Below are 25,323 nucleotides of genomic sequence, written 5' to 3' on the forward strand. Positions count from 1 at the left end.
ATGCTGCCGACAATCCTCGATCTCTCAAGCCTCCGGGCTGCCTATCAATCCGGCCTGACGCCACTCGATCTCGTCGAAACGGTCATCGCCCGTCGCGCTGCTTCCAAGGACCCGGCGATCTTCATCACCGCCACATCCGCAGAGGATCTGCGCGCGGCCGCGCGTGACCTGATGGCCCGTGCGCCCGAGCCGAACAGTCTGCCGCTGTGGGGCATCCCCTTTGCGGTTAAGGACAATATTGATGCCGCCGGCCTGCCGACCACCGCCGCCTGCCCGGCCTATGCCTACGACCCGGCAGCGGATGCCACGGCGGTCGGACGGCTCAAAGCCGCCGGTGCGATCGTCATCGGCAAGACGAACCTCGACCAGTTCGCAACCGGCCTCAACGGCACGCGGTCTCCCCATGGCGCACCGCGCTCCGTCTTTGACCCCGAATACATTTCTGGTGGATCGAGTTCCGGTTCGGCGGTCGCGGTCGCATCCGGCCTCGCCACTTTTGCGCTTGGTACCGACACGGCAGGCTCCGGCCGCGTTCCGGCCGCCTTCAACAATCTCGTCGGCATCAAGCCAACGCCGGGACTGCTGTCGAATACCGGCACCGTACCTGCCTGCAGGAGTGTGGATTGCATCACAATCTTTGCCGCGACGGTTGGCGACGGGATTGCGATCCGGAAGGTCGCCGAGGGTTTCGATGCCGCCGACCCGTTCTCGCGAGAAGCCAAGTGGACGTCGCTGCCCACATCCGGACTGCGAGTAGGGGTCCTTTGCGGCGCGGAGCGCGAATTCTTCGGTGATGCCGACGTCGAGCGGCTCTACGATCAGGCTATAGAACGGGCGAGAACGTTGGGCGCGACAGTCGTTCCCTTCGACTATGCGCCGTTTCGGGAAGCCGCGGCTCTTCTTTACGAAGGCCCGTGGGTGGCCGAGCGTCTCGCTGCCGTCGAGGATTTTCTGGCAACCAATGCTGGGGATTTCGACCCCACGGTTTTAAAAATTATCGAAGGTGCAAAGGACAAAACCGCGGTCGATGCGTTCAACGGCCGATATAGGCTGGAAGAATTGCGCCGCAAAACACAAGCGGAGTGGAAAAAGGCCGACGTGCTGGTCCTGCCGACCGCGCCGACCACCTACACGGTTGTCGAGATGATGGCTGATCCGGTCACGCTCAACGGGCGGCTTGGACGCTACACTAATTTCGTCAACCTGCTCGATTGCGCAGCCATCGCCGTCCCGGCCGGCTTCGGCAGCAACGGTCTGCCCGGGGGCGTGACACTGGTTGGTCCAGCCTTCACAGACGACGCGCTGGCGTCCCTTGCCGATTCACTGCACCGGTCTGCTGTATCCGGCATGGGCATCGACTGCACAGGCGGCATTCCTGATGAAAGTCGTGTCGCAACGCATGACGATGGCTTTGTTCCGATCGTCGTTGTCGGTGCACACCTGACCGGCATGCCACTCAACCATGAACTGACGGGACCCGGCGGATATCGCCTGAAAACCTGCCGGACAGCCGGAGACTACCGCCTTTTCGTGCTACCGGACACGCTACCGCCCAAACCCGGCCTCCTCCGCGAACCAGGCTTCGCCGGAAACGGCCTTGAGGTCGAAGTCTGGGCGCTGCCGCCTGCCGCCTTCGGCAACTTCGTCCAGAAGATTCCAGGACCGCTCGGCATTGGAAAAGTGGTCCTCGAAGACGGCAGCAGAATCTCCGGTTTCCTCTGCGAAGCCCACGCTGTTGCGGGTGCTGAGGAGGTCACCGCGTTGGGCGGATGGCGGGAATATGTCCGCACGAAAAACCCACATTCGACCGTGTAACGAAGGAAGCAAAATGATGACGAGATTGCTCAGAAATCTGGCTCGTTTATTCCGGGAAGGGCTGATCGCTCGCACATTCGCTATCGGCGCTCAGTCTCGAAATTCGATACCAAGCGGTAAACATGAGCGGGGGCTACGTCGTAAGCCCCGAACGATGGTTTAAGCCCGAAGCTTTCGAGAAGCGTCGCCGCCGTGATTCTAGGCGCCTTCTGAAATACCGGTAAACAACGAAAGACGGCGGGCCGAAACTGTCGGGTCTCGGGGTCGCGGACATAGACACGCGGATATTGACCCGTCGGGAGTTCTCCGCTTTCCGGCGCATTCGATCGACGGCCGGGCTGGTACCAGCTTCAAGCACCAGCATCTGCCGTCCATCCTCGCGGACGAAGGGTCGGCTGGCGGCTTCTTCGAAATTCATGCGGAAAATTACATGGGTGCTGGCGGCCCGCCGCATGTCGCGCTCACGCGCATCCGCGAGGCGGCGCGTCGCCGAACATATCGATGAGGTTCAGGAGGTGATCCGCCGGCCGCTTCTGTTGGAGAATCCTTCAACTTACGTGCTGTTCACGGAGTCGACGATGAGCGAGACAGCGTTCATCCGGGAAATTGTGAAACGTACCGGCTGCGGGCTGCTGCTCGACGTCAACAACGTCTTTGTCTCGGCGACCAACCACGGCTTTTCCCCTCTCGAATATCTTTCCGACTACCCGCTCGAACATGCCGGCGAGATTCATCTGGCGGGGCATACGGAGCAGGAGGACGACGAGGGCGATCGGCTGTTGATCGACAGTCACGACGGGCCGGTCGCCGATGCGGTCTGGAAACTCTTTGACATCGTGATCAGCCGGCGTGGCCCTATTCCGACGCTTATCGAATGGGACAGCGCCATTCCCGATTGGCCGGTATTGAAGGCCGAAGCAAGGCGGCGCAGTCGATCCTCGATCGGCACGCGGCTCAGCGACTGGAGCGGATCCATGCACGCGCCTAGGGACTATCATATCGAAGCTGCCAACGGCCTCGACTATCCGGCAGGCTTCGTGCCTGGGCTGCTCGATCCCGCTCACGCAACACCCGCGCTCGTTGCCGACCCGAGCAGGACTGCCCGTTCTCAAATGCGCGGCGTTTGGCTCGGTGCACGACGCCCACCACAGGCGCCATTGCCGCGCGAGCGGCTTCGTCCTCGGGTCCAGAACCGGACCATCAATGACGGATCGGTAGCGTCGCGTCTCGACCCCAAAAGCAGACACAGTGCTCCTCCACTAGACAGTCCGCTTCCTGGCGAAAACACGTCGCTTGAAGCTTGGGACCACCCCTGCTAATGCCCGATCGCTGAGTGGGCGCGCCGGACAGAATCTCCTCGCTGAGCTATCCTCCCACGATCACAGGGAATTGCCTTTCTATCGCGGCGGCAACGCGGTACGTTCTCTTTTTGGTTAGTGCTCTGCATGCGGAGATCATCCATGGACAGACGCAGCCTTTTGCTGGTTGGGCTCGTTGCCGGATTATCGTTCGGTCTTGGGACGGCCAATGGGTTGGATGATCGCCTCGCGATCAAGGGCTACGATCCCGTGGCCTATTTCACCGACGCCAAGCCGACGCTCGGCGACCCGCGGTATGAATATGAGTGGGACGGCGCCGTCTATCAATTCGCCTCGGCGAAGCACCTCGAGCTCTTCAAGGCCGATCCCGACCGCTATGCCCCGCAGTACCAGAACTGGTGCACAGCGGCACTGTCGAAAGGCTATAGGCTGGTTGCCGATCCGAACATTTGGTTGATTCACGAAGGTCGCTTGTACCTGTTTGGAGCGCCGGCCGGTCCAGCGAAGTTTGCTGCCGATCCAGCGGCTTTCGTGAGCAACGCGGACGCGAACTATCCGCGAGTGTCAGGGCTCCCCGAGTGGCCACGGCAATAGCGCCTCATAAGCCAGCACGCCTGAGTCCTTCTCTCATATACGCCGGATGGGCCGGATCTCTGAAGCGTGAACCAAGAAGATCAACATTGAGCTGCGGCAGTCGTCGCCGTATTTCGGTGACGTAGAAGGCCGCCTGCTCCTGGCGCCCGAGCTGTGCAGCCGCCGCTGCAGCAGGCACGTTGAACATCACGAAATTCGGAAACCGTGAGATGCCGCGTTCGACGACGCGCAGGGCGTCTTCGTGCCGGCGCGCGAGGTAGTAGCTGATGGCAAGATCGAAATGAGCGTTCGGCTGGAGCAGCGGATCATATTTCAAGGCCAGTTCAAGCGACTCGATCGCGCGTGGAAGGTCCCCAATAAAGGATTGGAGGGCTCCCCAGACGGCCAAGGCATTGGCGTCACTCGGATTGAGGTCAATCGCCCGCTGCAGCGCGTTGCGCGCCGGCTCGTATTCGGCTCGGATCAGCAGGATGCGGCCAAGGATGCGGTGCCCGTCAGGCTCATCGGGACCTAGCGCGATGGCCCGGCGCGCGAGGTCCTCTGCACGGGCAAGCTCGCGGTCGGGGAACTCCGTCCAGCCCTGAACCACTTGCGAATATATGGCTTCGGCGAGAAGAGCATGGCTGGTGGCATAGTTCGGATCTAATTCGACTGCCTTGGTCATCAACTCCCGAACCTGTCGGTTGGCGGCCCGCGAAGAGCCATGCCCGATCGCACGGGCGCGCAGCACGAGATCGAAGGCGGTCTGATCCGGCCTCCCCTCGTCGAGGCGGCGCCGGCCCTCCAGCTGAGTGATGTTGGCTGCGAGCGTACCGGCAATATCGCGTGCGATGCGGTCCTGAAACGCGAAGATGTCCGACAGCTCTCCATCATAGCGGTCGCTCCACATGACCGTGCCGGATTTCGCCTCGCTCAGCTGGGCGGAAATCCGCACGCGGTCGGCAGAGCGCCTGACACTGCCATCTACGAGATAGCTTGCGCCCAGCTCGGAAGAAATCTCCACCCGCGCCGCCAGCTGGTTCCTGTAGCGTAGCACTGCATTGGGACCGATCACCCGCAGGCTCTTGAAACGGCCGAGGGCATTGATAACCTCCTCTGTAACCCCGTCGGCAAAATAGCTTTGCGCCTCATCGCCGGTCTGGTTTGCGAATGGCAGCACGGCGATGATAGGAAAAAGGGTGGCAGCTTCCAGGGCGGAACGCTCCGCCTGCTGTTGGGGCGCAGGAATCCGGCCGAGACCGAACCACACTGCCGCCGTGACGATCGCACTCAGCATGGCAGCGCCTGCCAGCGCCAGCCCAAGCGGCCGCGCCCTCCAATCTGCATGCTCGGCAAACCGCCTCCTCGCCTTTGCCTGCGGTGTCAGATCGATCCGGTAAACCCGGACGGGGTTGGCGATGTTCTTAAGCCGCTGCTGGCCGACATCGTATACGGCAACATCGAGTTTGTTCCGTACCTGCCGATAGACATCCTCCGACAGGCAAATGCCGCCGGGCGGAGCGATCTGTTCCAGGCGTGCCGCCACATTGACGCCGTCGCCGAAGACGTCCCCGTCCTCGAAGATCACGTCGCCGATATTGATGCCCATGCGGAAATCGATGCGCCGGTCCGCGAGGACACGGCGATTGCTCTCAAGCATTCCCCGCTGCACGTCTACCGCGCAGGCAACAGCCTCGACGACCGAGGGAAACTCAAGCAGCAGCCCGTCGCCCGTCGTCTTGACGATGTGCCCCTTGTGTCCGGCGACAAGCGGGTCGATCAGGTCCTTGCGGAGGACTTTGAGGGCGGCGAGCGTCTCTACCTCGTTCTCGCCCATCAGACGTGAATAGCCGGCGACATCGGCAGCGACGATGGCGGCAAGGCGACGCTCTGCCGTGGCGGTAAGCACATCGGACCCCCCGGCTAAATCCGGTTACCATTCTACAGCATTTTCCATCCGAGTTGAATCTCCACTCACCCACCTCCGGGTTAGCCGCATGCTCCAGCGCAGCGTCCAAGATGTAGCTTCACTCGTAAGCGCTCTTTTCCACGCACGTTGACGTCTCTTGCGATGACCGTTCGCTTTCAGAGGAAGGCGTTGCGGGGTCAGGTTGCTGTGGTTTTGGAGAAGTTGAAGGGCATCAGGTCGTCAATATCTGCGTCGACAGCGCGTTGAGGCAACTCTGTGAGGACGTGGCGCAACCACGCTAATGGTTCGACGCCACAGGCGCGGCAGGTCAACATCAGGCTATAGATGACGGCGCTAGCCTTGGCTCCTTCGACTGTGTCGCTGAACAACCAACTCTTTCTGCCGGTTGCAAAAATTCTTATGTCGCGCTCCAGAAGGTTATTGTCGATCGGCATCCTGCCATCTTCGGTGTAGCGCGTCAGATAATCCCACTGGTTCAGGGTGTAGGAGATGGCATCGCCGAGCTTGCTGTCAGGCAAGACCTTCGGGGCGATTTCGTCGAGCCATTCCTTGAGGGCGTTGAGGACGGGTATGCTGTGTTGCTGGCGAAAGCGGCGAATGCAGTCGGCCTGCGTTTCACCCTTGTCCGGTTTTTCGTTCCGCGCTTGCCTTTCAACCCGATAGAGCTGCTCGAAGAACCGGAGCGCCTGCTCCGGCGGTCCGCCACCTTTCTTTCTCGCCTTGAGGGCATCAACAAAGCGCCGCCTGGAATGGGCCATACATCCAAGATGGGTTGCCCCCTCCAGCGATGCGCCTGGATCCGGCATTCCAGCAGCAGTATATGCACTTCCTAGGCACTGCCCATTTCGTGGCCGGTGACTACGAGACCGCTGCGGCTCTGTTCAGGGATAGGATCGCGGTCAATCCGACCACGGATTTATCGCGCGCCTTCCTTTCGTCGGCGTTGGGTCATCTCGGCAAATTGTATGAGGCCTGCGAGGTTTGGCGCGAGCTCAGGGAGATCAATCCGAGGTACTCCCCGGTCGAGCATATCGGTCGCTTGCCGTTCAGGGAGCCCTCGGATGCAGAGAAGTTTATCCTTGGCCTCCGCAAAGCGGGACTGGTCCGGTGATCTGCGACACCGCAGATCTGTTTGGTGTACGGTCGCTCGGGCGCGCCGTAAGCAGGCCTCTCAACCATGCTTGCAAACGGATTCGAATCGACGGCCCGCTCAGACAAGGAGCCCACAACGACGCAAATGTTTCGAGGGGTCAGTGATTATCTGGTTCCTGCATCAAATGCGGGATGTCCAGTTTGGCATGAAGCACGCGCCATACGTCGACATAACCGGTGTGGTCACGATAGAAAACGAGATAGGGGTATTGCTTCAGCGAAATACTCCGCAGGTCAGGCAATCCCAACTCGTATGCATATCGCAACGATCCGGACTCCGGATGGCTAGCGATCAGATCGTAAGCTGCTTGAAGAGCGTCGATAAAGCCCAGAGCGACCTCGGCTCCAGCTTCGCGTACATAATAGTCGACCGCTGCCTCGACATCGCTGCGAGCCAGCTCCCGGGGGATTATCGTCCTATTATTCACTTGCTGTGCCGAGCGTGTACTCGATCGCGCAGACTGGCGAAATAGTCCGCGTCGACCGGTTTACTCTGCGCGGACGAGGCTCCGTCAAGCAACAGCCTACGCAAATCGAGACGGTCCTGATCTCGACGTATCAGTTCCCGGATATACTCGCTGCTCGTCCCATAGCCTCGCCCAGCGACTTGCTCATCGATGAAGCTCTTAAGATGGTCAGGTAGGGAAATGTTCATCGTGCTCATGCGAAAGACCATAGCAATTTTGGCAAAAATTGGCAAGAACGTCCGCTTTCTCCCTCGCTACGAGTCCGACGCGGCACGTGCCCGATGGTCGCTCATGCGCCTGAGCCTTAGGTCTCTACCCTCCTCGTTGAAACAGACAACTGGCGGTTCGAAGATCAGGCCGCCGCCGGAGAGCTGCAGGAACTGTCGCAGGCTCCTGCGGCGGCAGCGAACCGACCATTTGCTCGAAAGCGGCAAACACTTCTTCCGGCGCAATTTTCCCGCCCTCGTTCTTGATGACTGCCGCAAATTCCTCCCGTGTGATTCAATCATCCTTTGCCAGCAGAAGTGGTTGAAACGCGTAGATAGCTATGAAGTGCAGCGGGCAGCAATCGAAGGACGCGCAAAAGCGCAGCCCAATCGATCAGCCTTCCAGCCAACGCACCTCGTCCGGAGCAAGCGTGATCTGAATCGCCGAGAGGCTGTCTTCCAGTTCCGCCACGGTCCGCGGACCGATGAGCGGGATGATCGGGAACGGTTGAGCGATGACATAGGCGAGGGCGATGTGGATCGGGCTGCAGCCGTGCTTCTTGGCGAGTTCGATTGCGCGGTCGCGGCGTTCGAAATTGCGGCCGGAATACCAGACCCGGACGATTTCCTCGTCGTCATGCTTGTCGCGCCCTGCCCGGTCGGTGAAAAAGCCCCTCCCTTGGCTCGACCAGGCGAAGTTGGGAATCTGCCGGTTCTTCAGCCAGACTTTCCAGCCGTCGTCGGACGCCGCGACGCAGCCGGGCCAGATGGGATCGAGCATCTGCGCCAACGAGAAGTTGTTGGAAAGAGCCGCCGGGGCCGCCTTGCCGTTTTTCTTGGCATAGACGGTGGCCTCGTCCATACGCTCGCGCGTCCAGTTGGACCCACCGAAAATACCCCGGATCCGCCCGCGCCGGACTTCGGCGTCCATGGCATCGACGAATTCGCCGACCGGGACGTCCAGATTGTCGCGATGCATGAAATAGACATCAACATAATCCGTCTTTAGCCGCTCTAACGACTGATCCAATTGTCTGGCGATCACGTCCGGATAGCAGAGCGGCGAATGGGCGCCCTTGCCGATCAGGACGATGTCCTCGCGGTTGACCTTGCGGCTCGTAAACCAGTCGCCGAAAATGCTCTCGGTCTTGCCAGCACCGTAGACGAATGCGGTATCGAACAGGTTTCCGCCCGCCTCGTAGAAGGCATCAAGCGTCAGTGAGGCGGAGGCGAAACTCGGGAAGAACTCGAAGCCCAGCGCAACCGTGGAGGCCGGCTTGGCCACGCCGGGGATCTGCCGCTTGGGCACGCTCTTCCCGGCGACGACTGCCGCGCCCGCGATGTTGGCGGTCCGCCTGGCGGCCGTCTCGATCCCATACTCGAGACCGACGGATGCGCGCCAGCGGTCGAGAACGCGCAGATTGGCGCGCGTATCTTCGGCGCTCATGCCGGGGAAGGTGAACTCGGTGCGGCCGGCACGGATCGCCTCGCCGACCGCGTCGACCTCGAACGAGTAGAGATAGCGCGTCTCCTCGACCTCGATTGCCTGCTGTCCATCGCTCGTAATGACTTCGATGCGCCCTACCCCGCCCTGCTTGCCGGAGGCGTACCAGAAGTCCTTCACCTCGATGCGGCCTTTCGAACCGATGATGCGCAGCACGTTGTCCTGCTGTGCCATGATCGAGCAGGACACCTCCGCGACGATGTCATTGGGGAACTTGAGGACCGCCGACGCCCACTCGTCGACGCCGGACGGCCCCAGACGGGCAGCGCCAGACACCGTCAGCGGTTCGAGGAAAGGCTTGTTCTCGGCAGCACCGGCGAGCATGCACACCATTGAGACCGGGTAGCCGCCGACATCGAGAATGCCGCCGCCGGCGAGATCATTGGCAAAGAGACGGTGCTCAGGGCGATAACCGCCCATGTCGAAGCCGAAACTCGAGCGGATAATCCGTACTTCGCCGATCGTCCCGTCCCGCACCAGGTCGACGAGACGGGCCGTCTGCGGATGGAGCCGGTACATATAGGCTTCGCCGGCGAAGACGCCGGCCTTTGTCGCTTCGTGGAAGATCGATTGTGCATCGAACGCTGAAAGCGCCATCGGCTTTTCGACCAGCACATGCTTGCCGGCGCGCACCGCCTTGATCGCCCATTCGGCATGGCTGGGGTGCGGCGTGGCGATGTAAACCGCGTCGATCACCGGATCGGCGACAAGCGTGTCGTAACCCTTCACGATGCGCGCTCCCGGAAAGCCCTCGCCGAGGCCGGGCTTGTCCGGATTGCGGGTGGCGATGGCCACTAGGCGGCCCGTCGCGGAATGGGCAATCCCTGCTGCGAATGTCCGCGCGATGGTGCCAGGGCCGATGATACCCCAACGGATCGGTTGTTCTGAGCTCATGGAATATCCTTTTTGGTCAGTCCAGGGAGAGTGGATTGATCAGCGCAGCCGCCTGCCTTGAGCATCGGACGGGAAGCAGCGTCTGTCGGAGAGCCCGACGGGGCGCGATTCCGGCCTCCCGATGATCAGCGGTTCGCCGGAAACGGTGGCATAGACATAGAGGTGCTCCGCGACAGCCACGCGGGCGGAAAGGTCGGCGTCGCCTCGGTCAGAGGAACTGGTTGGTGGGATCGCCCTAGAGATCTAGAGGTGCCCCGAAATACTTGATGCACATTGAAAACCTCCCTTTTTCAATTGTAGTCCTTCAGCGAACATGGGCACATTATCACCGGGCGAAAATCTGTCTCGTACAAAGGGAATGTAGATTTGGCGGAAAGTAAGATGGTCGAACGAGCGATCGACCAGCCGGGTGCCAGCAGCATCGAGGGCATGCCAACCCGGCTGCATTTCTTCCACGCCCATCCTCCGATTATGCTGCGCGCGCATTGGCATGCGCAAATCGAAATAAACTATGTGATGCGAGGCTCGGTGCATTATCGCATGGCCGGCCATGATCTCAGGCTCGGCGCCGGACAGATATGTCTGTTCTGGGGCGGGCAGCCGCACAGGATGGACGAATCCTCCGACGATTCCATCTATGCCGGCGCTCATCTGCCGCTGGTGCATTTCTTCCGCATGCGGCTGCCGCCGGCAATCTCGGCAATGCTCATGGGCGGCGCGACGATGCTGACATCCGAGACGGATTGTGCCGACGACCGGAACTTTCCGCGCTGGCGTAGCTGGGCTAATTCCGGAGACGAGATGAAGGCCCAGCACGCTGTGGAAGAGCTGCTGCTGCGCGTCGAACGAATGTTCATGGAGCCTTTCACGATCGTTTCGACCGGCAAGGAATACAAGGCCGAGACCGCCTCGGCCTCGTCTTCGCTCGGCGTCGAACGCATGTGCGATTTCATCGCTGCCAATTTTCTCGAGGAAATCGATGCAGTCGATATCGCCGCAGCAGCCGGATTGCATCCGAAATACGCCATGAACCTGTTTCGCAAGTCGACAGGTATGACGCTGATCAAGTACCTGACCCTGCTGCGTCTTTCGCGGGCGCAAGCCATGCTGATGAATTGCAACGACAGCATTCTGCAGGTGGCGCTGGATAGCGGCTTCGGTTCGGTGAGTGCCTTCAACAAGGCTTTCCGGCAGATTGCCGGCATGCCGCCTTCGGATTTCCGCCGCGACGTTCGCGCCGCGGCCAGGTGAGCGTCACCAAGCGTCAGTTTGCCTTGCCTGCATCTCGCCTCTCCTGTCCGGCAATCGACCGTTTTCCAGGGCGTTGGCCTTCCCCCTACCTCGACGCGTCGATCCCAATGGATTTAGGTGTGGTCCTGGACCTGTTCCGGTTTGCGTCCCCTACGCTCTGGACGAGCATGCTCGGCATCGCCTGGCCGTTCCTGAACAGACCACGTCTATCATCAGATCGAAGCACAGCAGCTTGGTCTTGCCGACATCGAGAACCGCACCAGTCGCCGATTGCCTGTCTTCCATCCGATCGATCGTCCGCCCTTTCGTCATTTTCGTTTCCACAACTTGCTGCATGTGCGGCTGGAAACAGCCCTGGTTTTCAGATCAAGCCGTACTGCCGCGCCTTGTTGCGCAGGAATGGCAGGCCGTTACCCATCACTTCCGCCTCATCCTTAGCCACCGGGCGCCAAACAGCCAGGCCATAGGCCACCTGCGGCGGCATGTTGATGAAGCTCTCCATCGCCAGCCCACCCTTGAAGCCGATGGCAGCGAGTGCCGTGTAGATTTCGTCCCAGGGCACGTTGCCGTAACCTGGCGTTCCGCGATCGCTTTCGGAGAGGTGGATATACTTGATGTGGTCGCGCGCATCGAGAATGCCGTTAGCAGCCCCCTTCTCCTCGATATTCATGTGATAAGTGTCGAGGTGGACGAAGACATTGTCGGCACCAACGCGCTCGATCATATCCACCGCCTGCTGGGCCGTGTTGATCAGATGGTTCTCGTAGCGATTGACCGCCTCGACACCCAGTTGGATGCCCCGTGTCTTTGCATGTTTCGCCGCCGCCTGCAGGGCGCGGGCGATGTTGTCATATTCCTTTTCGGTGGGCGGAACGCCGGTGCGCTCGCCGATACCGCCGAAGATGACGCCGGACAAGGCTTCCGCCCCCATGTCTGCCGTCTTGTCGATGGCGACCTTCAGGTACTCGACAGCTTTTTCCGGATGCACCGAGGCCCATGCATGCTCAGGCAGCCCAAGCGAGCAGACCGAGCGCAGCTTGTGTTTCTCGAGAAGCTTGCGGCTATGGTCCGCATCCACCGCCGGCGCATTCAGGAGCGCGATCTCGATGAAGTCCATCTCGTATTTGACCGCGGCGGCAATTGCCTTCTCCGCCCCTGCGCGGTCCCAGTTCATGGTCCACATGCTGGTATGAACACCAAAACCTTCCATGGCTCTATCCTTTTTTCCGTTTGAGAAATTTGAGATGCCCGGCCGCGAAGCGCAGGATCATCACGGCAATGAGCAGAATGCCCCAGACGGCCGTGGCCAGATGCTGGTTTGCGCCCATCAGGTTGAGGCCGGATGCCAGAAGCTGCAGGACAACGAGCGCGACGAAGACCGGAATGACCCGGCCAAAGCCGCCGAACGGATTGACGCCGCCGAGAAAGCAGGCAAGCACGGTGATCAGCAGATAGGATTCGCCATGGCCGACGCGCACCGAATTGAAACGGGCGAGCATGATGATGCCGGCAACCGCGCACATCGCGCCCGACAACGTGTAGACCAGCACCAGAACCTTGCGCGTATTGACGCCGGAATAGCGCGCTGCCTCGATGTTCGAGCCGATCATGTAGGTGTTGAAACCGAGCTTCATCCGCGTCAGAAGCAGATGCCAGATCGCCACGCAGCCGATGAAGACCAGCAGCGGCACCGGAAACCCGAGGATGCTGCCGTGGCCGAGCGGTTGGAGGAAAGCTGGAAAACCCGAGACATCGCCGCCGCGCGTCAGGAATTCGCCGAGCCCGCGCAGGAAGATCATCATCGACAGCGACACCAGGATCGGATGAGCGCGTGTATAGGCGATCACCAGTCCCATCACCACGCCGCTGAGCGCCCCGACGCCGATGCCGAGCAGAGAGCCGAGAAAGAAGGCGACCGGTCCCGCATCTGCGCCGCCATACTGTTGCAGCACCCAGGCCAGCGTCAGGCCGGCGATATTGGCGGTGAAGGTGATGGCAAGGTTCAGTCCGCCGGTCAGCACCGGCAGCAACATGGCAAGCGTCAGAAGGCCCAGTTCCGGCAACTGGAAGGCAACCGAACCGAAGGTGGCTCGGCTGAGGAATTGCGGTGAGACCAGGCTGAAGACGACGAGAACGGCAAGCAGCGTAAATCCCGGCCCAGCCATTTCCGGCCCGAGGAAAGCCCTGGTGCGATTGACGATTGCGGTCATTTGCGGTCTCCGTCCTGGCGCATGAACGGCAACAGCTTTTCGATGCTGGTGTTCGAGAGCGTGATGGCAACCAGAATGATGGCGCCGACGATCATCTTGAAGGCATAGGGCGAGACGCCCGCGAGATTGAGGCCATTCTGGGTGATCGAGATCAGCAGCACGCCGAGCACGCAGCCGAGCACAGATCCTTTGCCGCCGCCGAGCCGCGCCCCGCCGAGCACCACGGCTGCGAGCACATCCAGTTCGCGGCCATAAAGCGCATTTGGAACCACCTCCTGGGCATAATGCGCCTGGATCAGACCGCCGATCCCTGCCATCAGGCCAAGCCAGCCGAAGGCGATGAACTGCATCGCGCCGATATTGATACCGAAGCGTCGCGCCCCTTCCGGATTGTCGCCAAAGGCATAGAGCTGCCGTCCGGTCGTCGTGCGGGTGATAAACGCCCATGTGGCCACCACGCAGATCAGCATGACCAGCACCGGCAGCGTGATCTCGATCCAGCTGCCATCGGCCAGTTCATGTTCGAACAGGATGACGCGCGTCGTCAGCCAGTCCGGCAGGTTGTAGATCGAGACGCCACGCGTGAAGAACATCAGCAGCCCGAAATAGATATTGAACGTGGCGATGGTCGCCACGATCGAGATGATCCGGAATTTGTGAATCAGGAAGGCGTTGACGGCCCCGAGCAGAATACCGAGCGCGCCTGCGATCAACAGGCCGCTGATCCACCCGCCGCCACCCATCCATCCAAGCAGGATGGCCGTAACGTATTGAACGACGGATGCCGCGACGGCGAACGAGATGTCGATGCCACCAGCGATCAGCACTACCAGCAGACCGACGGCGAAAATGATATTGACGGAGCTTGTGTTCAGCAGATCGAACGCGTTTCCGAGAGAAAAGAAGCGATCGGTGATGACGGACAGGAACAAGCTGATGATCACGATGACCACGAGCAGCGCAAATTCCGTCGCGTGGGATTGAACAACCTTACGCATAGACGGAAGCCTCGATATCCTGGAGCGCGCAGTCCGGTGGCGTGAACTGGTTGACGATGCGCCCCTGTGCCATGTGCAACACGCGGTCCGCATTGAAATAGACCTCCGGCACCTCGTCGGAAATCAGAATGATCGCAAGGCCGCTTTCGGCGAGCTTCGCGACGATGTCGAAAATGCCGGCACGGGCACCGACGTCGACGCCGACGGTCGGTGCATCGAGAATGAGTAACTTCGGATCGGTCGCCAGCCATTTGGCGATGGCGACGCGCTGCTGGTTGCCGCCGGACAGCGTCGAAATCGCATCGCTTTGCAGTCCGATCTTGACGCCGAGATCGGCGATCCACCGTGCGACCAGATCCCGCTTGCTGTTATCTGACAACAGCCCGCCGGCCATGATCCGGTCGAGAGATGCGATCACCAGATTGTCGGCGATCGACTGCTGCTGGATAAGACCGAGCGACAGCCGGTCCTCTGACAGATAGGCGATGCCCGCGGCGATAGCGTCCCTGTTGGAGAAGAAATGGACCGGCTTGCCTTCGAGTTTGACGGTGCCCGATCGCGGTTTCAGCATACCGAACAGCGACAGCGCAAGTTCGGTGCGCCCTGCCCCAAGCAGTCCGGTGATACCGAGCGTTTCGCCGCGCCGCACGGTGAAAGAGATGTCCTCGAACTGGCCCCGGCGGGACAGCCCCTCCACCTCCAGAACAACAGGATTATCGCTGACATCGCGGGCGCGAATGGTGTGGTCGAAGGTCTTGCCGGTCATCAGCTCGGTGATGCGCGATTGGGTCATGCCAACAGTCGGGTAGACACCGACAAGCGCACCGTCGCGCAGGACCGTAAGCCGGCTCGATATCTCCAGTACCTCGGCGAGCCGGTGGCTGACGAACACGACCGCGACGCCGGATGCAGACAGTGTCCGGACGATATCGAGCAGATGGTCGGTTTCCGATTGCGTCAGCGATGCGGTCGGCTCATCCATGAACACCAGCTTGGCTTCACCGATGAGCGCACGCGCGATCGCCACGATCTGGCGCTGGGCGATCGGATAATCCTTTAGCGGCCGGTCGACATCGAGCGTGACACCAAGCCGCGCCAGCGCCTTTTCCGCCGTCTCGCGCACGCTGCTGAAATTGACGAAGCGCGGCCAACGGCCAAGAACGGTCTGAAAGGCAATGTTCTCGGCAACGGTCATTTCCGGAAACAAGGCAAGGTCCTGCCAGATGACCTGGATGCCGGCAGCTTGAGCGGTCACAGGCGACATATGCGAATAGGTCTGCCCGTCATACTCGATGACCGCGCCGTCTTGCGGCCGGTAAACGCCGGTGATGATCTTGATCAGCGTGCTCTTGCCGGAACCGTTTTCCCCCGCCAGGCAATGCACTTCGCCCGGCAGCACGTCGAAGCTGACGTTCTTCAGCGCCCTGACGCCGCCGAAGGTCATATTGATGTTGCGCAGGGACAGAAGCGGCTTTTGGCCGCTCTCCACGCTTGCACGTCCGATCATTGTATCAACCTGTAAAAATGCTCATCTGTGAAAGTTTCAGGCACCGCCGAGCCGGCCGAAGCCAGCCCAGCAGCCCGGGAGAACCCATTCCGGAGAAGGTTACAGGCCCATGCCTGCAAGCTCGTCCACGGTGTCCTTGTTGATCGGCAGCAATTGATCGACAATGATGTCGTTACCGACCGGCTTGATGACGCCGAGACCGGGAATATCGTCGCCATCCTTGACGCTCTCACCCTTGATCAGGCGATCGGCCATCGTGACGAAGACTTCACCGGCCTGTTTCGGATTCCACATGAAGCCGCCGGAAATCGCGTCGGACTTGATCAGTTTCTGGCCCTGACCGGGCGAGAAAGGACCGAGCACGAAAATCTCGCCGGTCTTGCGGCGCTCCTCGACGGCACGGCCGGCGCCGATCGGACCCTGGCTGCCGAAGGCCAGGAAACCCTTGAGGTCCGGATGCGCCGAGATGAGATCGAGCGCGGTCGAACGGCTCTTGTCGACGTCTTCAGCGACACCATAGCGTTCGCCGACCAGTTTCATGTCGGGATAGTTCGCCTTGATGTAGGCGATCGCCGCATCGGCCCAGGCATTGTGCAGCGGAACGGTGAGCGAGCCGACGAACACGGCATATTCGCCCTTGCCGCCCATTTTCTCTGCCAGAAGCTTGCCATGGGCTTCGCCGAAACCGGTCGACGAGGCCAGCTCGAAATTCCAGTCAGCGCCCTTCTGGCCTGGCGATTCATGGGTGATGACGAATATGCCGGCTTCCTTTGCCTTGGCCAGAACTGGTTCTAGCACCTTGGCATCGTTCGGTACGACGCCGATAACCTTGACGCCCTGCGCGATCAGGTCCTCGATGGCGCGCACCTGCAGCGCCGGATCGGCGCTGGTCGGGCCAATCATGAAGGCATCGAGCCCGAGCTTGCCCCCTTGCTCCTTGATGCCGGCTTCCATAGCGTTGAACCACGGAATGCCCCCGATCTTGACGACGACGCCGACTTTGTCGGCAGCCAGCGCCGCAAACGAAACACCAAGCGACAGCGACGCAGCAAGCGCTGCAATCATAAATTTTTTCATGCTTCTTCCTCCTCCAAACGTTTCCGCACAGGAAACTCCCCGGGCCGCCCGGCTGGCGATCCCTGTCAGTTCAGTTCAAATCGACGCGGGAAATCGCATCCTCCAATTCGCCGCCTCCTCAAGCGGGCCGCGATGTGCACAATCGATATTTCTTTTTTGCACAATCGATGGTGCAAATAATATGTTTTGGATTTAAACTTTCGTCAAGAGGAAATTGGCACTAAGAAAACGAGTGGAGGACGGCATGAAGCAGCAGGGCAAAAAGAAGGCGACGATCTATGATCTTTCGATCCTGTCCGGCTGCTCCGCCTCGACAGTCAGCGCTGTCCTGAACGGCACCTGGCGCAAGCGACGCATCAAGGAAAGCACTGCCGAACTCATCCAAAACCTGGCCGAGCAGCATCAATATACTGCCAACCTGCAGGCGCGCGGCTTGCGTAATTCCCGCTCCGGTCTCGTCGGCCTGCTTCTACCTGTGCATGACAACCGCTACTTCTCGTCGATGGCGCAGACCTTCGAAGCGCAGGTGCGCAGCCACGGCAAATGTCCGGTCGTCGTCAGCGCCTCGCGCGATCCACGCGAGGAACTTGCCACGGTCGAAACGCTGATCTCCTACTCGATCGATGAATTGTTCATTGCCGGTGCGACCGATCCGGACAGTGTTCATACGCTGTGCGAGGCCGCCGGCATCCGGCACATCAATATTGACCTGCCGGGGACGAAGGCGCCATCGGTCATCAGCGACAACTACCAGGGCGCCCGGATGCTCACCGAAGCGATCATCCAACGTTTCGGCCCGGCCGATCCCCTGAAGCCGGAGGAGCTATACCTGTTTGGTGGGCGCAACGACCATGCCAGCAGGGAACGCATAAGAGGCTTTCGCGATACAAAGTCGACGTTGCTCGGCATGGACACGGATGCCTGCATCCAGCCGACGGGCTACTCGCCGAACATGACGCAAAAGGCTTTCGAAGCCTTCTACGAGCGCGAGGGGAAGCTGCCGCGTGGCCTGTTCATCAACTCGTCGATCAACTTCGAGGGCCTGCTCCGCTTCATGGCGAAGCACCCCCACGAGACCTTCGCGGACATCGTCGTCGGCTGTTATGACTACGACCCCTTCGGCTCGTTCCTACCCTTCCCGGTCATCATGATCCGACAGGATACCGAGAGCATGCTCGCCAAGGCCTTCGAACTCATCGAAGAAAGCCGTCCCGCCGTCAAAATCCATCTGATCCAGCCAGAGCTGGTTCATCCCCGGACGGCGCTGAGCGGGCCGCTCGATTCGATCCGGGACATCGACGCCTAGGCATCAGCTGTGCGCAGAGGACACGCGCGCCGGCCGGATCGAAACCGAGCGAACCGGCATCCCCGCGATTGAGACTGGACGCCGCTTCATGGCCGTAAGAAAGAGCTCGCGGCCGAGATCGCCGAGGAGATCCCGCCCGGATCAAGGCGGAAAACGGCCTCACCGCGTCGGCCCCGCCACCGCCGGAAAGATGCATCGCCTTGGGAAGATGGAAGTCCTCATGTGAGCGTTCATCGAGCGAAAGACCAATGCGCTGGGATTGGACCTCGCCGCTGAAAGCTTGGAACCTGCCGGAATGCTTCGCCACCATCCGTCGCCCGACAGAAGCCCGGATGGGTAAAAAGGGCATGCGTGAGTGTGTGCAGTTTCTGCTCCGGATGGAGATGGCGTTGGGAGAAAATCGATTGGAATTGACTGGCGGCTGCTACCAGGCGTGCTTTAGAAGTGCCCCCTCGCCTTGTTCTGGGGCGGTTGTTGCCTGAGTGCGTTCGGATGCTCCATTGCAGGGCATGTCGGCCGCTCCAATGCGGGCGCTGCTCCCCATATGGTTGTGCAGCCACGCTCCGGGCCGTTCTACTTGAACTGCGCAACCAGATCGTCAGCCCCCTTGCGGATGCCGACGTTGGAGGCATCCAAAGCGGTGAAGGTTGAGCCGATGTTCAAGGCATTCGGGTATTGCTTGGTGACGAATGCAGACAGGAGCCGGTTGCTGGTGGCATCGTAGATTTCCACGGCATAGTTGACGGATCCTGTCATGGAGCCTTCCCGCCCGCGAATGGCCTGGACGGTGTTATAGACGCCGCCCGCCATGTCGAGTCGCGTGGCCGGCCCCAGAACGGCGGTGGTGGTTTTCGCTCCCGTCAGCGTCAGATGTAGCCTGAGCGTGCCTGGCGTCGGAGCGTTCACGACCGCAAACCGCGTCTTCAGCTTTTCGGTGAATTGCGTCTGCATATAGCTTGCCAGGAAGACCTTATCCTTTTCTGGAACCTTGCCGAACTGATTGTCAGTGCCGTTGTAGACGGTGACAGGATCGACGATGATCTTGCTGTACTGCCGCCAATCGGCATCGCCCTGGTAGCGGTAGGGCACCCGCCCAGTCCTGTCTTGGGTATTCGGTTGCAACTGCGATGCCGAGGCGAGACCGGAGTAGACGGTGGGGCTCGGTGTCGAGCAGGCAGCAAGCATCGCGCAGGCAGCGATCAGTGCAACACTGATTGGAAGGAATTTCATGAGTTCTTTGGCTCCAAGGAGAAATCTGCCGGACGGCATGTTTTGATGGAGACCGTTGTATGCGATCGGAACGTTGCGGTGTTTTTTGAAACGTCTGAAAATGTTCGCGACGGTAGTGGCACGGATTAGGGTCGATCGTTCTGGGGCTCCCGTACGAATGGGATAGGCTTACCTGGTAGCGTGTCCGATCCTCCCGTATGCGGCCCCTCAAAAGCGGGAAGATCTATTGCAACGACAAGGCCGCTCGGGTCGGCGTCCAGCAATGCGAACTCTCCCTTGTGTCCCTTGATGACGATGCCCTTTGCGATGGGAAGACCGAGACCAAAGCCGCCTTTTCTACCGATCTGCCGAGATTCATCAGCCTTGAAAAACGGCTCCAAAACTTTCGCCTTGAGTTCGTCCGTCAAACCAGGACCATTGTCGGCAACTCTTATTTGTACACCGCCGTCGTCACGATGTTGCAAGGTAAGCTCGATCTGCGTGGCGTAACGGGATGCATTGTCGATGAGGTTGGATAGCGCGCGCGTGAGGGCTTGGGGTTTGCAGACATAGGCCAGCCGTCTTGGACCCTCATAAGTGACATTGATACCAGTATCCGAGAAGTCTGTTGCTACCGTCTGAAGCAGACTGGAGACGTCGACCTTCCGAAAATCTTCGCCGGCAGATGGATCCCTGAAATAGGCCAGACACTCATCGACCATCGAGGTCAGGGTCGCAATATCGGCCAGCATGAGACGCCGAAGCTCAGGTTCTGCGGAACGCTCCGCCCGCATTCGCAATCGCGTCAGCGGCGTTCGGAGATCATGGCCAACTGCGCTCAGGACTTTTGTCCGATATTCCACCATGCTCTGGATCCGATCCCGCATGACGTTCAGCGATTCGGCCAGACTGCGGATCTCTGAAGCGCCCTCTGCCTGGAACGGCTCGTCGTTGTCATCCATGCTCACCCGCTTTGCGGCGGCGGCAAATCGGGTGAGAGGATCGGTGATCAGCCAGCTGCTGAAGATACCGAGCAGCAGCAGCGGGATCACGATCTTCAAAAGTCCGCTCGCAACCGCAGGAGCAAGCCAGAGCATCGCTGGAAACACAGGCAGCTGATAGATGAGCGCGCGCCGGGCATCGACCTTGACAACCATGGAATTGGATTTCGGCTCCCCCGTCAGAAGGCGCCGCACCGACGTCGCAAGACTACTTGCCAGCAACTCTTTGATATGCCTCACAAGTTCGCTGGGAGAGACGACTTTCTCCTGCCCGACGACACGGCTGCCCGGGGCGAACCTTTCAACGTTGATCCCCAATCGAGCCGCGGAATCGAGAACGGCATCCTCTTCCTGAGTGGACGCCGCCGCGCGGAACCGATCCAAAATTATCTCTGCCTGTCCGGCGAACAATCCACTTTGAAAATCACGCTCATTCCGGCCGTAGATGAACGGCTCAGTGAACATCGCCACCAGGGAAACAAGGATGACCAGAAAGGTCGCCAGGATGAGTATCTGTTTCTGGATGGACGCCCTACGCAGGTTTTTCAAGGCAGACGCTCCACCCTGGACGCGAACAAATAGCCTCCGAGCCGCACTGTCTTTATGAAGGTCGGCTCCTTGAGGTTTGGCTCTATTTTCTGTCGGACCCGGCTGATATGGGCGTCGATGCTGCGTTCGACAGGTCCGGCGGATCCCGCATGCGTCATTGAAAGAAGCTGTTCCCGCGTCAGGACTTTGTTGGGATTGAAACAGAACGCCAGAAGCAGGTCGAACTCCGCAGTGGTCATGGAGACCTGCGCACCGTCCGGGTCGTGGAGTTGACGGCTTTTGGGATCAATGCGCCATCCGGCGAACGCCATGGGCGCAAGCCCCTCGTCCGGCCCCTGGGAGTATGACGCCCTGCGCAGGATGCTCTTGATCCGCGCCATCAGCTCGCGTGAGTTGAATGGCTTGGTGACATAGTCATCGGCGCCAAGCTCCAGGCCGAGGATGCGGTCGATATCCTCTCGCAACGCCGTCAGCATCAGGATCGGGATAGAACGTGACGAGCGGAGTCGCCTGCAGATGCTGAAGCCATCTTCGCCGGGAAGCATCGCATCTAAAACGATCAGATCGAATTGGTGTCCGGCCAGCAAGCGATCCATTTCGACCCCGCTTGCCGCTGACGAAGCCTCGAAGCCATTGCTTTTGACCAGATCGACCAGCATGCCCGCGATGTCGCGATCGTCCTCGACGATAAGGATGTGGGTCTGGTCGGAAGCTGCTATTTCGTACGCCATAATCGATCGCTTTGCTGTCGGTGGAATTCTGCTGAATCTGAAATTATCTCATTTCGACAAGATATGTCATTCGTCGGCGTTGAGGTGTCCTGACGTCAGGGTTCAAGGCCATGGCCGCCCCGATGCGCTTCGCAAGTGCCGCGCCCTGTCCGGACTTTTGCTGTCCCGCCGTCCAGTGCCACCGCCGACGCCGAAGATTAAAACGTTTGCGGCATGGAGAAGCCTCGAAGCGAACATGCGGCAGGATAATCAATTGTCGTGCAACATGATGTTCAAATATACTGAGATATGTTGCGACCAGTCAGACGTTCCGGACGTCAGGACGAGCTGGTTGAAACGGCAATGAGCGGTACGGTTGGCGTTCGAAGTTCGGTATCGACGAGGACAGTCGCGATGTAACATGCGCGCGCGACCACCAGGCAGAAGAGGACGAGTGATGCCAGCCCCGTCCCATAACGTTTGAAAGCGGAACGCTTGCCCATCGTCGCCAAAACGCCCTGTGCACCTCTTTTGACAAGCTGGCCCGTTGCCATGATGACGAAGAAAGCCGTGATCACGAACCCGCTCAACGATGTTGCTCCAATTACCCAGAACATCAGAAGGCACCCGCCGTATAGGAGCAGCTCTCGTTTCAGAGCCGCTATTTGACACTAGTTAAAAGTGAATAACCGGGCGAACCATTTCCACGACCGCCGGACAAAACTGGCTCCACATTTTGGAATCGAGGCTCGTTCAGAGATCCAGAGCCGTCCGGTGCAACACGGGCTTTGCTCTGGCACAGGGCCATGTTCATTTCTTCGCGCCTGCGGGCACGCGGCCGTCTAGATAGGGCTTTGCAGCCGCCCACCATCGAAACATCTGGTTCCTGGCGCCGTTCCAATTGGTGTTGGTTTGCGAATTGCCATCGATTGCCGCGCCCTTGCTTGACCGTGGTTCAATAAGAACCCTGATCCGCTCGAGAAACGCCTTGCCGTCGAACTGCTTCGAGGCCACCACACCGTTGCCCGTGGAGCCGACGGTGTGGAAAAACACTTCCAGATTCACGACTGGTATGGATTGGATGGCGCGTACCATGTCGATATCCGGACGGGTCGTCACCGCCAGGGAATAGCTGGCCGAGCGCAGGGCGTCGAAGAGCTCAGGCACGGAATAGACGGCGGTCGCCGCATAACCATACTCAACGAGTTTCGAGACGATGACCTGGGCCGCGCTTCTTGGGAGAAACACCAGGATCGGTTTCTCATTTTTTTTGATTTCCGAGTGCGACGTCACGGCTATTCTCCTGTTGGTTCAAGGAATAGCTACCGGATATTTGTACGTTGGTGTGTTTGGTTTTATTCGGTTTTGTTGCAGGGCGGTTCCGACGCGTTTCTGCAATGAGTTCGTTTTTCGCGCAGATCAGATCCTGCATGACGCCAGAAATTGAACAGCATTCCCAGCCCATGCACCTTGCACCGCAGAGTAGCGTTCCTTCCCGGCGTCATGACCCGGTCACCAAGGAAAGCTTTCGTACTTCGCTGATTTCACCGTTTGGACCAAGAGAAGGGGCAGATTGCCACACCGCCTCGTCCTCAAAGACGCGGAGAGCCGGTCAGGTTTGTGGGCATCTGGGGACAGGCGATCTGGAATAGTCGGCCCGTAGCAACTTGAAATCGACTGTCCCGCGCCCGTCGGCGTGAAGCACGCTGGTGATGAACACTGAGAAAATCGAGAGAAAAGAGCGCCTCGGCAAATCAGAGGACCTCAAGGTTACCGACTTGGGACGCTGACCGCTTGCCAAGACGTCAGTCGGAGCGGACGATGCCATAGATGATATCGCGACCTTTTCTCAGGGCTACACGCGGCGCATCTGCGGTACGGCCTAAAATGTAGCCAGCTCCCTGCAAGGATGACAGATTGAAACGCCCGTCGTCCTCATTGCCCGCTGTCAACGGCGCCACTTTCGGAGACTGGCTCCGCCCGGCGTAGCCCACGATCAGCGGATCCTGCGTTTCGCACTTTGGAATGCAGCGATCAAACCGCAAAACGCCTGGAGGCATCTTTCCCCTGGCGGCTGCCCGTCTGCCATCGGCACCGGATGTCGCACGCTTCTGCGAAGCAACCGGCTTCATCGTGTGGATGACGGTTGCGGGAAGGTCAGGTTTCGTTGCAAGCGCGACTTCAAAAGCGGGACTCGCATCGACAGCGGCCTGTAGTCTGGTCAATTGGTCTTCGCGAATGCCTCTGTCGACCGAGACGTGTTCTTCGGTGTCGGCTGGCATGACCGCTACGTGGCAGGCGACAGCGAAAAACAGACCGATGACTACGGCGCAGGCACCGATCTTGATACCTGGTCGCCGACCCGTCTCAGGTTGGATCCAAGACCTCGTCGTCCGTTGCGCATTCATCGTCGTCGTCCTTCCCTACGTCCGGGCCAGCTCTTTAAGCCCCGGAGTTCTCGGACAACTGTCGCCAGGACATGTTCGCACACGTGGTGTGCGAACATGTCCTTTGTCACCCATCAAAGGATGAAATCACCCTTGGCGAGCTCCACCGCGTGGTCCAGATGGATGGTGAAGTCAGCGGCCTCATCGCCGTTGGTGTCGCCGTAGACAAAGGTGTCCGAACCCTTCGTCTCGTACCGAAGCTCTCCGGCTGTGCCGTGGAACTTCTCGGTACCGATGAAGGTGAAAGTGTCATTCTGGTTCAGACCGTTGCGAGAAACCGCATCGATGTCCGAAATGTCGATACGGTCGCCGTCGTTGCTGGAAAAGGCGGTGATGGTGTCGCTAGCGAGACGGCCGGATTCGGCTGCAGTCTTGTAAACGAATACATCGCTGCCCAAGCCACCGGTGAGGAGGTCTTTGCCAAGGCCGCCCCAAAGCGTATCGTTGCCATCGCCGCCGTTGAGGCGATCGTTGTGAGCGCCACCAATCAGCGTGTCGTTGCCGTCGCCTCCCGTCAGGGTGTCCTTGCCGAACCCGCCATAGAGCCTGTCATCGCCAGCGCCACCATTCAGGCTGTTGCCGCCCGCGTTTCCGAGCAGCCTATTGTCAAGATCGTTGCCAGTGCCACGAAGCGCCTTCGTTCCGGTCAGAGTGAGGTTCTCGATATCCGAAGACAGGCTGTAGCTGGCAGAACTGATGACGGTGTCCGTGCCACCCTCATCGACGTCGGTCGTTTTGTCGCGGACGTCATCAACGATATATGTATCGTTACCGTCGCCCCCTTTGAGGATGTCGACCCCTCTTCCGCCGTCCAGGATGTCGTTGCCACGGCCGCCGCTGATCGTATCGCTGCCGCGCGCGCCAAACAGAAAATCCGCTTTAGCTGTGCCGTTTATCACCTGGTCGCCGCGGCCAAGGAAATCATCCCACCAATCAGGCGTATCATAGTCGTCCAGGTCGATATCGTCAGGATTCCACCACTCCGTTGCAGCGCCATGTACAGCGGCGTTGGACGCCTCGGATGTAATCGATTCGTAGTTGGTTTGGGTCATTGCCATGGCAGCGCTTCCTTGTGCGAACCACCGGTACGTGGTGGTGGCCAAAGCCATACCAAGAACGAGCGTTTTCAAATGTTCTGTTATGTTGGGTTATGTTACCGACCCGGTCGTTGGAAGTTCGCCGTCGTGACCACCGTAAC

21 protein-coding genes and 2 pseudogenes are annotated in these 25,323 nt (G+C 59.7%); 5 read left to right on the forward strand and 18 right to left on the reverse strand.

What is annotated here, in order from left to right:
- The 3 genes and pseudogenes from atzF to ACSQ3F_RS27315 all read left to right on the forward strand — a co-directional run bounded on the left by atzF (position 1) and on the right by ACSQ3F_RS27315 (position 3,728).
- On the forward strand, positions 1-1,815 hold the full coding sequence (gene atzF / locus ACSQ3F_RS27305; RefSeq protein WP_436103305.1) for an allophanate hydrolase: 1,815 nt from the start codon (positions 1-3) through the stop codon (positions 1,813-1,815).
- Positions 1,816-2,101: 286 nt separating this feature from the next.
- A pseudogene (locus tag ACSQ3F_RS27310) lies at positions 2,102-2,803 on the forward strand (DUF692 domain-containing protein).
- A 472-nt stretch (positions 2,804-3,275) separates the two neighbouring features.
- Positions 3,276-3,728 carry a YHS domain-containing (seleno)protein gene (locus tag ACSQ3F_RS27315; protein ID WP_436103306.1) on the forward strand — a complete coding sequence of 151 codons (453 nt, stop codon included), beginning with the start codon at positions 3,276-3,278 and terminating at the stop codon, positions 3,726-3,728.
- A gap of 4 nt (positions 3,729-3,732) precedes the next feature.
- Here ACSQ3F_RS27315 and ACSQ3F_RS27320 read toward each other — a convergent pair whose 3' ends face one another.
- The 5 genes and pseudogenes from ACSQ3F_RS27320 to ACSQ3F_RS27340 form a co-directional block, all read right to left on the reverse strand.
- A complete protein-coding gene (locus tag ACSQ3F_RS27320) occupies positions 3,733-5,616 on the reverse strand; it encodes an adenylate/guanylate cyclase domain-containing protein (protein ID WP_436103307.1) in 1,884 nt (627 codons plus the stop codon).
- Positions 5,617-5,813: 197 nt separating this feature from the next.
- Positions 5,814-6,425 (reverse strand): annotated as a pseudogene (tnpC, locus tag ACSQ3F_RS27325) (IS66 family transposase); the annotation flags it as partial.
- A gap of 462 nt (positions 6,426-6,887) precedes the next feature.
- Positions 6,888-7,217, reverse strand: a complete 330-nt coding sequence (locus ACSQ3F_RS27330; protein ID WP_436103308.1) for a type II toxin-antitoxin system RelE/ParE family toxin — start codon at positions 7,215-7,217, stop codon at positions 6,888-6,890.
- Complete coding sequence (locus ACSQ3F_RS27335; RefSeq protein ID WP_436103309.1) at positions 7,214-7,489, reverse strand: type II toxin-antitoxin system ParD family antitoxin; 276 nt, start codon at positions 7,487-7,489, stop codon at positions 7,214-7,216. The genes ACSQ3F_RS27330 and ACSQ3F_RS27335 overlap by 4 nt, the downstream gene beginning before the upstream one ends.
- Positions 7,490-7,856: 367 nt before the next feature.
- The gene (locus tag ACSQ3F_RS27340; protein ID WP_436103310.1) at positions 7,857-9,860 is read right to left on the reverse strand and encodes an aldo/keto reductase; all 2,004 of its coding nucleotides are present in this window, start codon (positions 9,858-9,860) and stop codon (positions 7,857-7,859) included.
- 381 nt (positions 9,861-10,241) lie between these two features.
- On the opposite strand from ACSQ3F_RS27340, the gene ACSQ3F_RS27345 reads away from it, so the two are divergent.
- Positions 10,242-11,111, forward strand: coding sequence for a helix-turn-helix domain-containing protein (locus ACSQ3F_RS27345; RefSeq protein WP_436103311.1), 870 nt, complete (start codon positions 10,242-10,244; stop codon positions 11,109-11,111).
- Between the two features lie 150 nt (positions 11,112-11,261).
- On the opposite strand, the gene ACSQ3F_RS27350 is transcribed toward ACSQ3F_RS27345, so the two are convergent.
- The 6 genes from ACSQ3F_RS27350 to ACSQ3F_RS27375 all read right to left on the reverse strand — a co-directional run bounded on the left by ACSQ3F_RS27350 (position 11,262) and on the right by ACSQ3F_RS27375 (position 16,903).
- Positions 11,262-11,423, reverse strand: a complete 162-nt coding sequence (locus ACSQ3F_RS27350; RefSeq protein WP_436103312.1) for a hypothetical protein — start codon at positions 11,421-11,423, stop codon at positions 11,262-11,264.
- A 49-nt stretch (positions 11,424-11,472) separates the two neighbouring features.
- A complete protein-coding gene (locus tag ACSQ3F_RS27355; protein WP_436103313.1) occupies positions 11,473-12,321 on the reverse strand; it encodes a sugar phosphate isomerase/epimerase family protein in 849 nt (282 codons plus the stop codon).
- A gap of 4 nt (positions 12,322-12,325) precedes the next feature.
- A complete protein-coding gene (locus ACSQ3F_RS27360) occupies positions 12,326-13,321 on the reverse strand; it encodes an ABC transporter permease (protein WP_436103314.1) in 996 nt (331 codons plus the stop codon).
- The gene (locus ACSQ3F_RS27365; protein ID WP_436103315.1) at positions 13,318-14,319 is read right to left on the reverse strand and encodes an ABC transporter permease; all 1,002 of its coding nucleotides are present in this window, start codon (positions 14,317-14,319) and stop codon (positions 13,318-13,320) included. Before ACSQ3F_RS27365 ends, ACSQ3F_RS27360 begins: the two co-directional genes overlap by 4 nt.
- Positions 14,312-15,826, reverse strand: coding sequence for a sugar ABC transporter ATP-binding protein (locus tag ACSQ3F_RS27370; RefSeq protein WP_436103316.1), 1,515 nt, complete (start codon positions 15,824-15,826; stop codon positions 14,312-14,314). Before ACSQ3F_RS27370 ends, ACSQ3F_RS27365 begins: the two co-directional genes overlap by 8 nt.
- A 99-nt stretch (positions 15,827-15,925) precedes the next feature.
- The gene (locus ACSQ3F_RS27375) at positions 15,926-16,903 is read right to left on the reverse strand and encodes an autoinducer 2 ABC transporter substrate-binding protein (RefSeq protein ID WP_436103317.1); all 978 of its coding nucleotides are present in this window, start codon (positions 16,901-16,903) and stop codon (positions 15,926-15,928) included.
- A gap of 244 nt (positions 16,904-17,147) precedes the next feature.
- On the opposite strand from ACSQ3F_RS27375, the gene ACSQ3F_RS27380 reads away from it, so the two are divergent.
- Positions 17,148-18,209: a LacI family DNA-binding transcriptional regulator gene (locus ACSQ3F_RS27380; protein WP_436103318.1), complete on the forward strand. Its 1,062-nt coding sequence runs from the start codon at positions 17,148-17,150 to the stop codon at positions 18,207-18,209.
- 573 nt (positions 18,210-18,782) lie between these two features.
- Here the strand turns inward: ACSQ3F_RS27380 and ACSQ3F_RS27385 are convergent.
- From ACSQ3F_RS27385 to ACSQ3F_RS27415, 7 genes are all read right to left on the reverse strand, one after another.
- Positions 18,783-19,439 (reverse strand): DUF3313 domain-containing protein, encoded by a 657-nt coding sequence (locus tag ACSQ3F_RS27385; protein WP_436103319.1) that lies wholly within the window; start codon positions 19,437-19,439, stop codon positions 18,783-18,785.
- Positions 19,440-19,564: 125 nt separating this feature from the next.
- Entirely contained in the window at positions 19,565-20,968 is a 1,404-nt protein-coding gene (locus ACSQ3F_RS27390; RefSeq protein WP_436103320.1) for an ATP-binding protein, read from the reverse strand.
- Positions 20,965-21,699 (reverse strand): response regulator, encoded by a 735-nt coding sequence (locus tag ACSQ3F_RS27395; protein WP_436103321.1) that lies wholly within the window; start codon positions 21,697-21,699, stop codon positions 20,965-20,967. Before ACSQ3F_RS27395 ends, ACSQ3F_RS27390 begins: the two co-directional genes overlap by 4 nt.
- Before the next feature lie 317 nt (positions 21,700-22,016).
- On the reverse strand, positions 22,017-22,268 hold the full coding sequence (locus ACSQ3F_RS27400) for a hypothetical protein (protein ID WP_436103322.1): 252 nt from the start codon (positions 22,266-22,268) through the stop codon (positions 22,017-22,019).
- 220 nt (positions 22,269-22,488) lie between these two features.
- Complete coding sequence (locus ACSQ3F_RS27405; protein ID WP_436103323.1) at positions 22,489-22,971, reverse strand: hypothetical protein; 483 nt, start codon at positions 22,969-22,971, stop codon at positions 22,489-22,491.
- A 512-nt stretch (positions 22,972-23,483) separates the two neighbouring features.
- The gene (locus tag ACSQ3F_RS27410) at positions 23,484-23,960 is read right to left on the reverse strand and encodes a hypothetical protein (RefSeq protein ID WP_436103324.1); all 477 of its coding nucleotides are present in this window, start codon (positions 23,958-23,960) and stop codon (positions 23,484-23,486) included.
- A 239-nt stretch (positions 23,961-24,199) separates the two neighbouring features.
- Positions 24,200-25,255, reverse strand: coding sequence for a calcium-binding protein (locus ACSQ3F_RS27415; RefSeq protein ID WP_436103325.1), 1,056 nt, complete (start codon positions 25,253-25,255; stop codon positions 24,200-24,202).
- Between the last annotated feature and the right edge of the window lie 68 nt (positions 25,256-25,323).

Origin of the sequence: Pararhizobium sp. LjRoot238, assembly GCF_964252955.1 — a bacterium.
In the GTDB taxonomy this organism is placed as follows: Bacteria; Pseudomonadota; Alphaproteobacteria; order Rhizobiales; family Rhizobiaceae; genus Pararhizobium.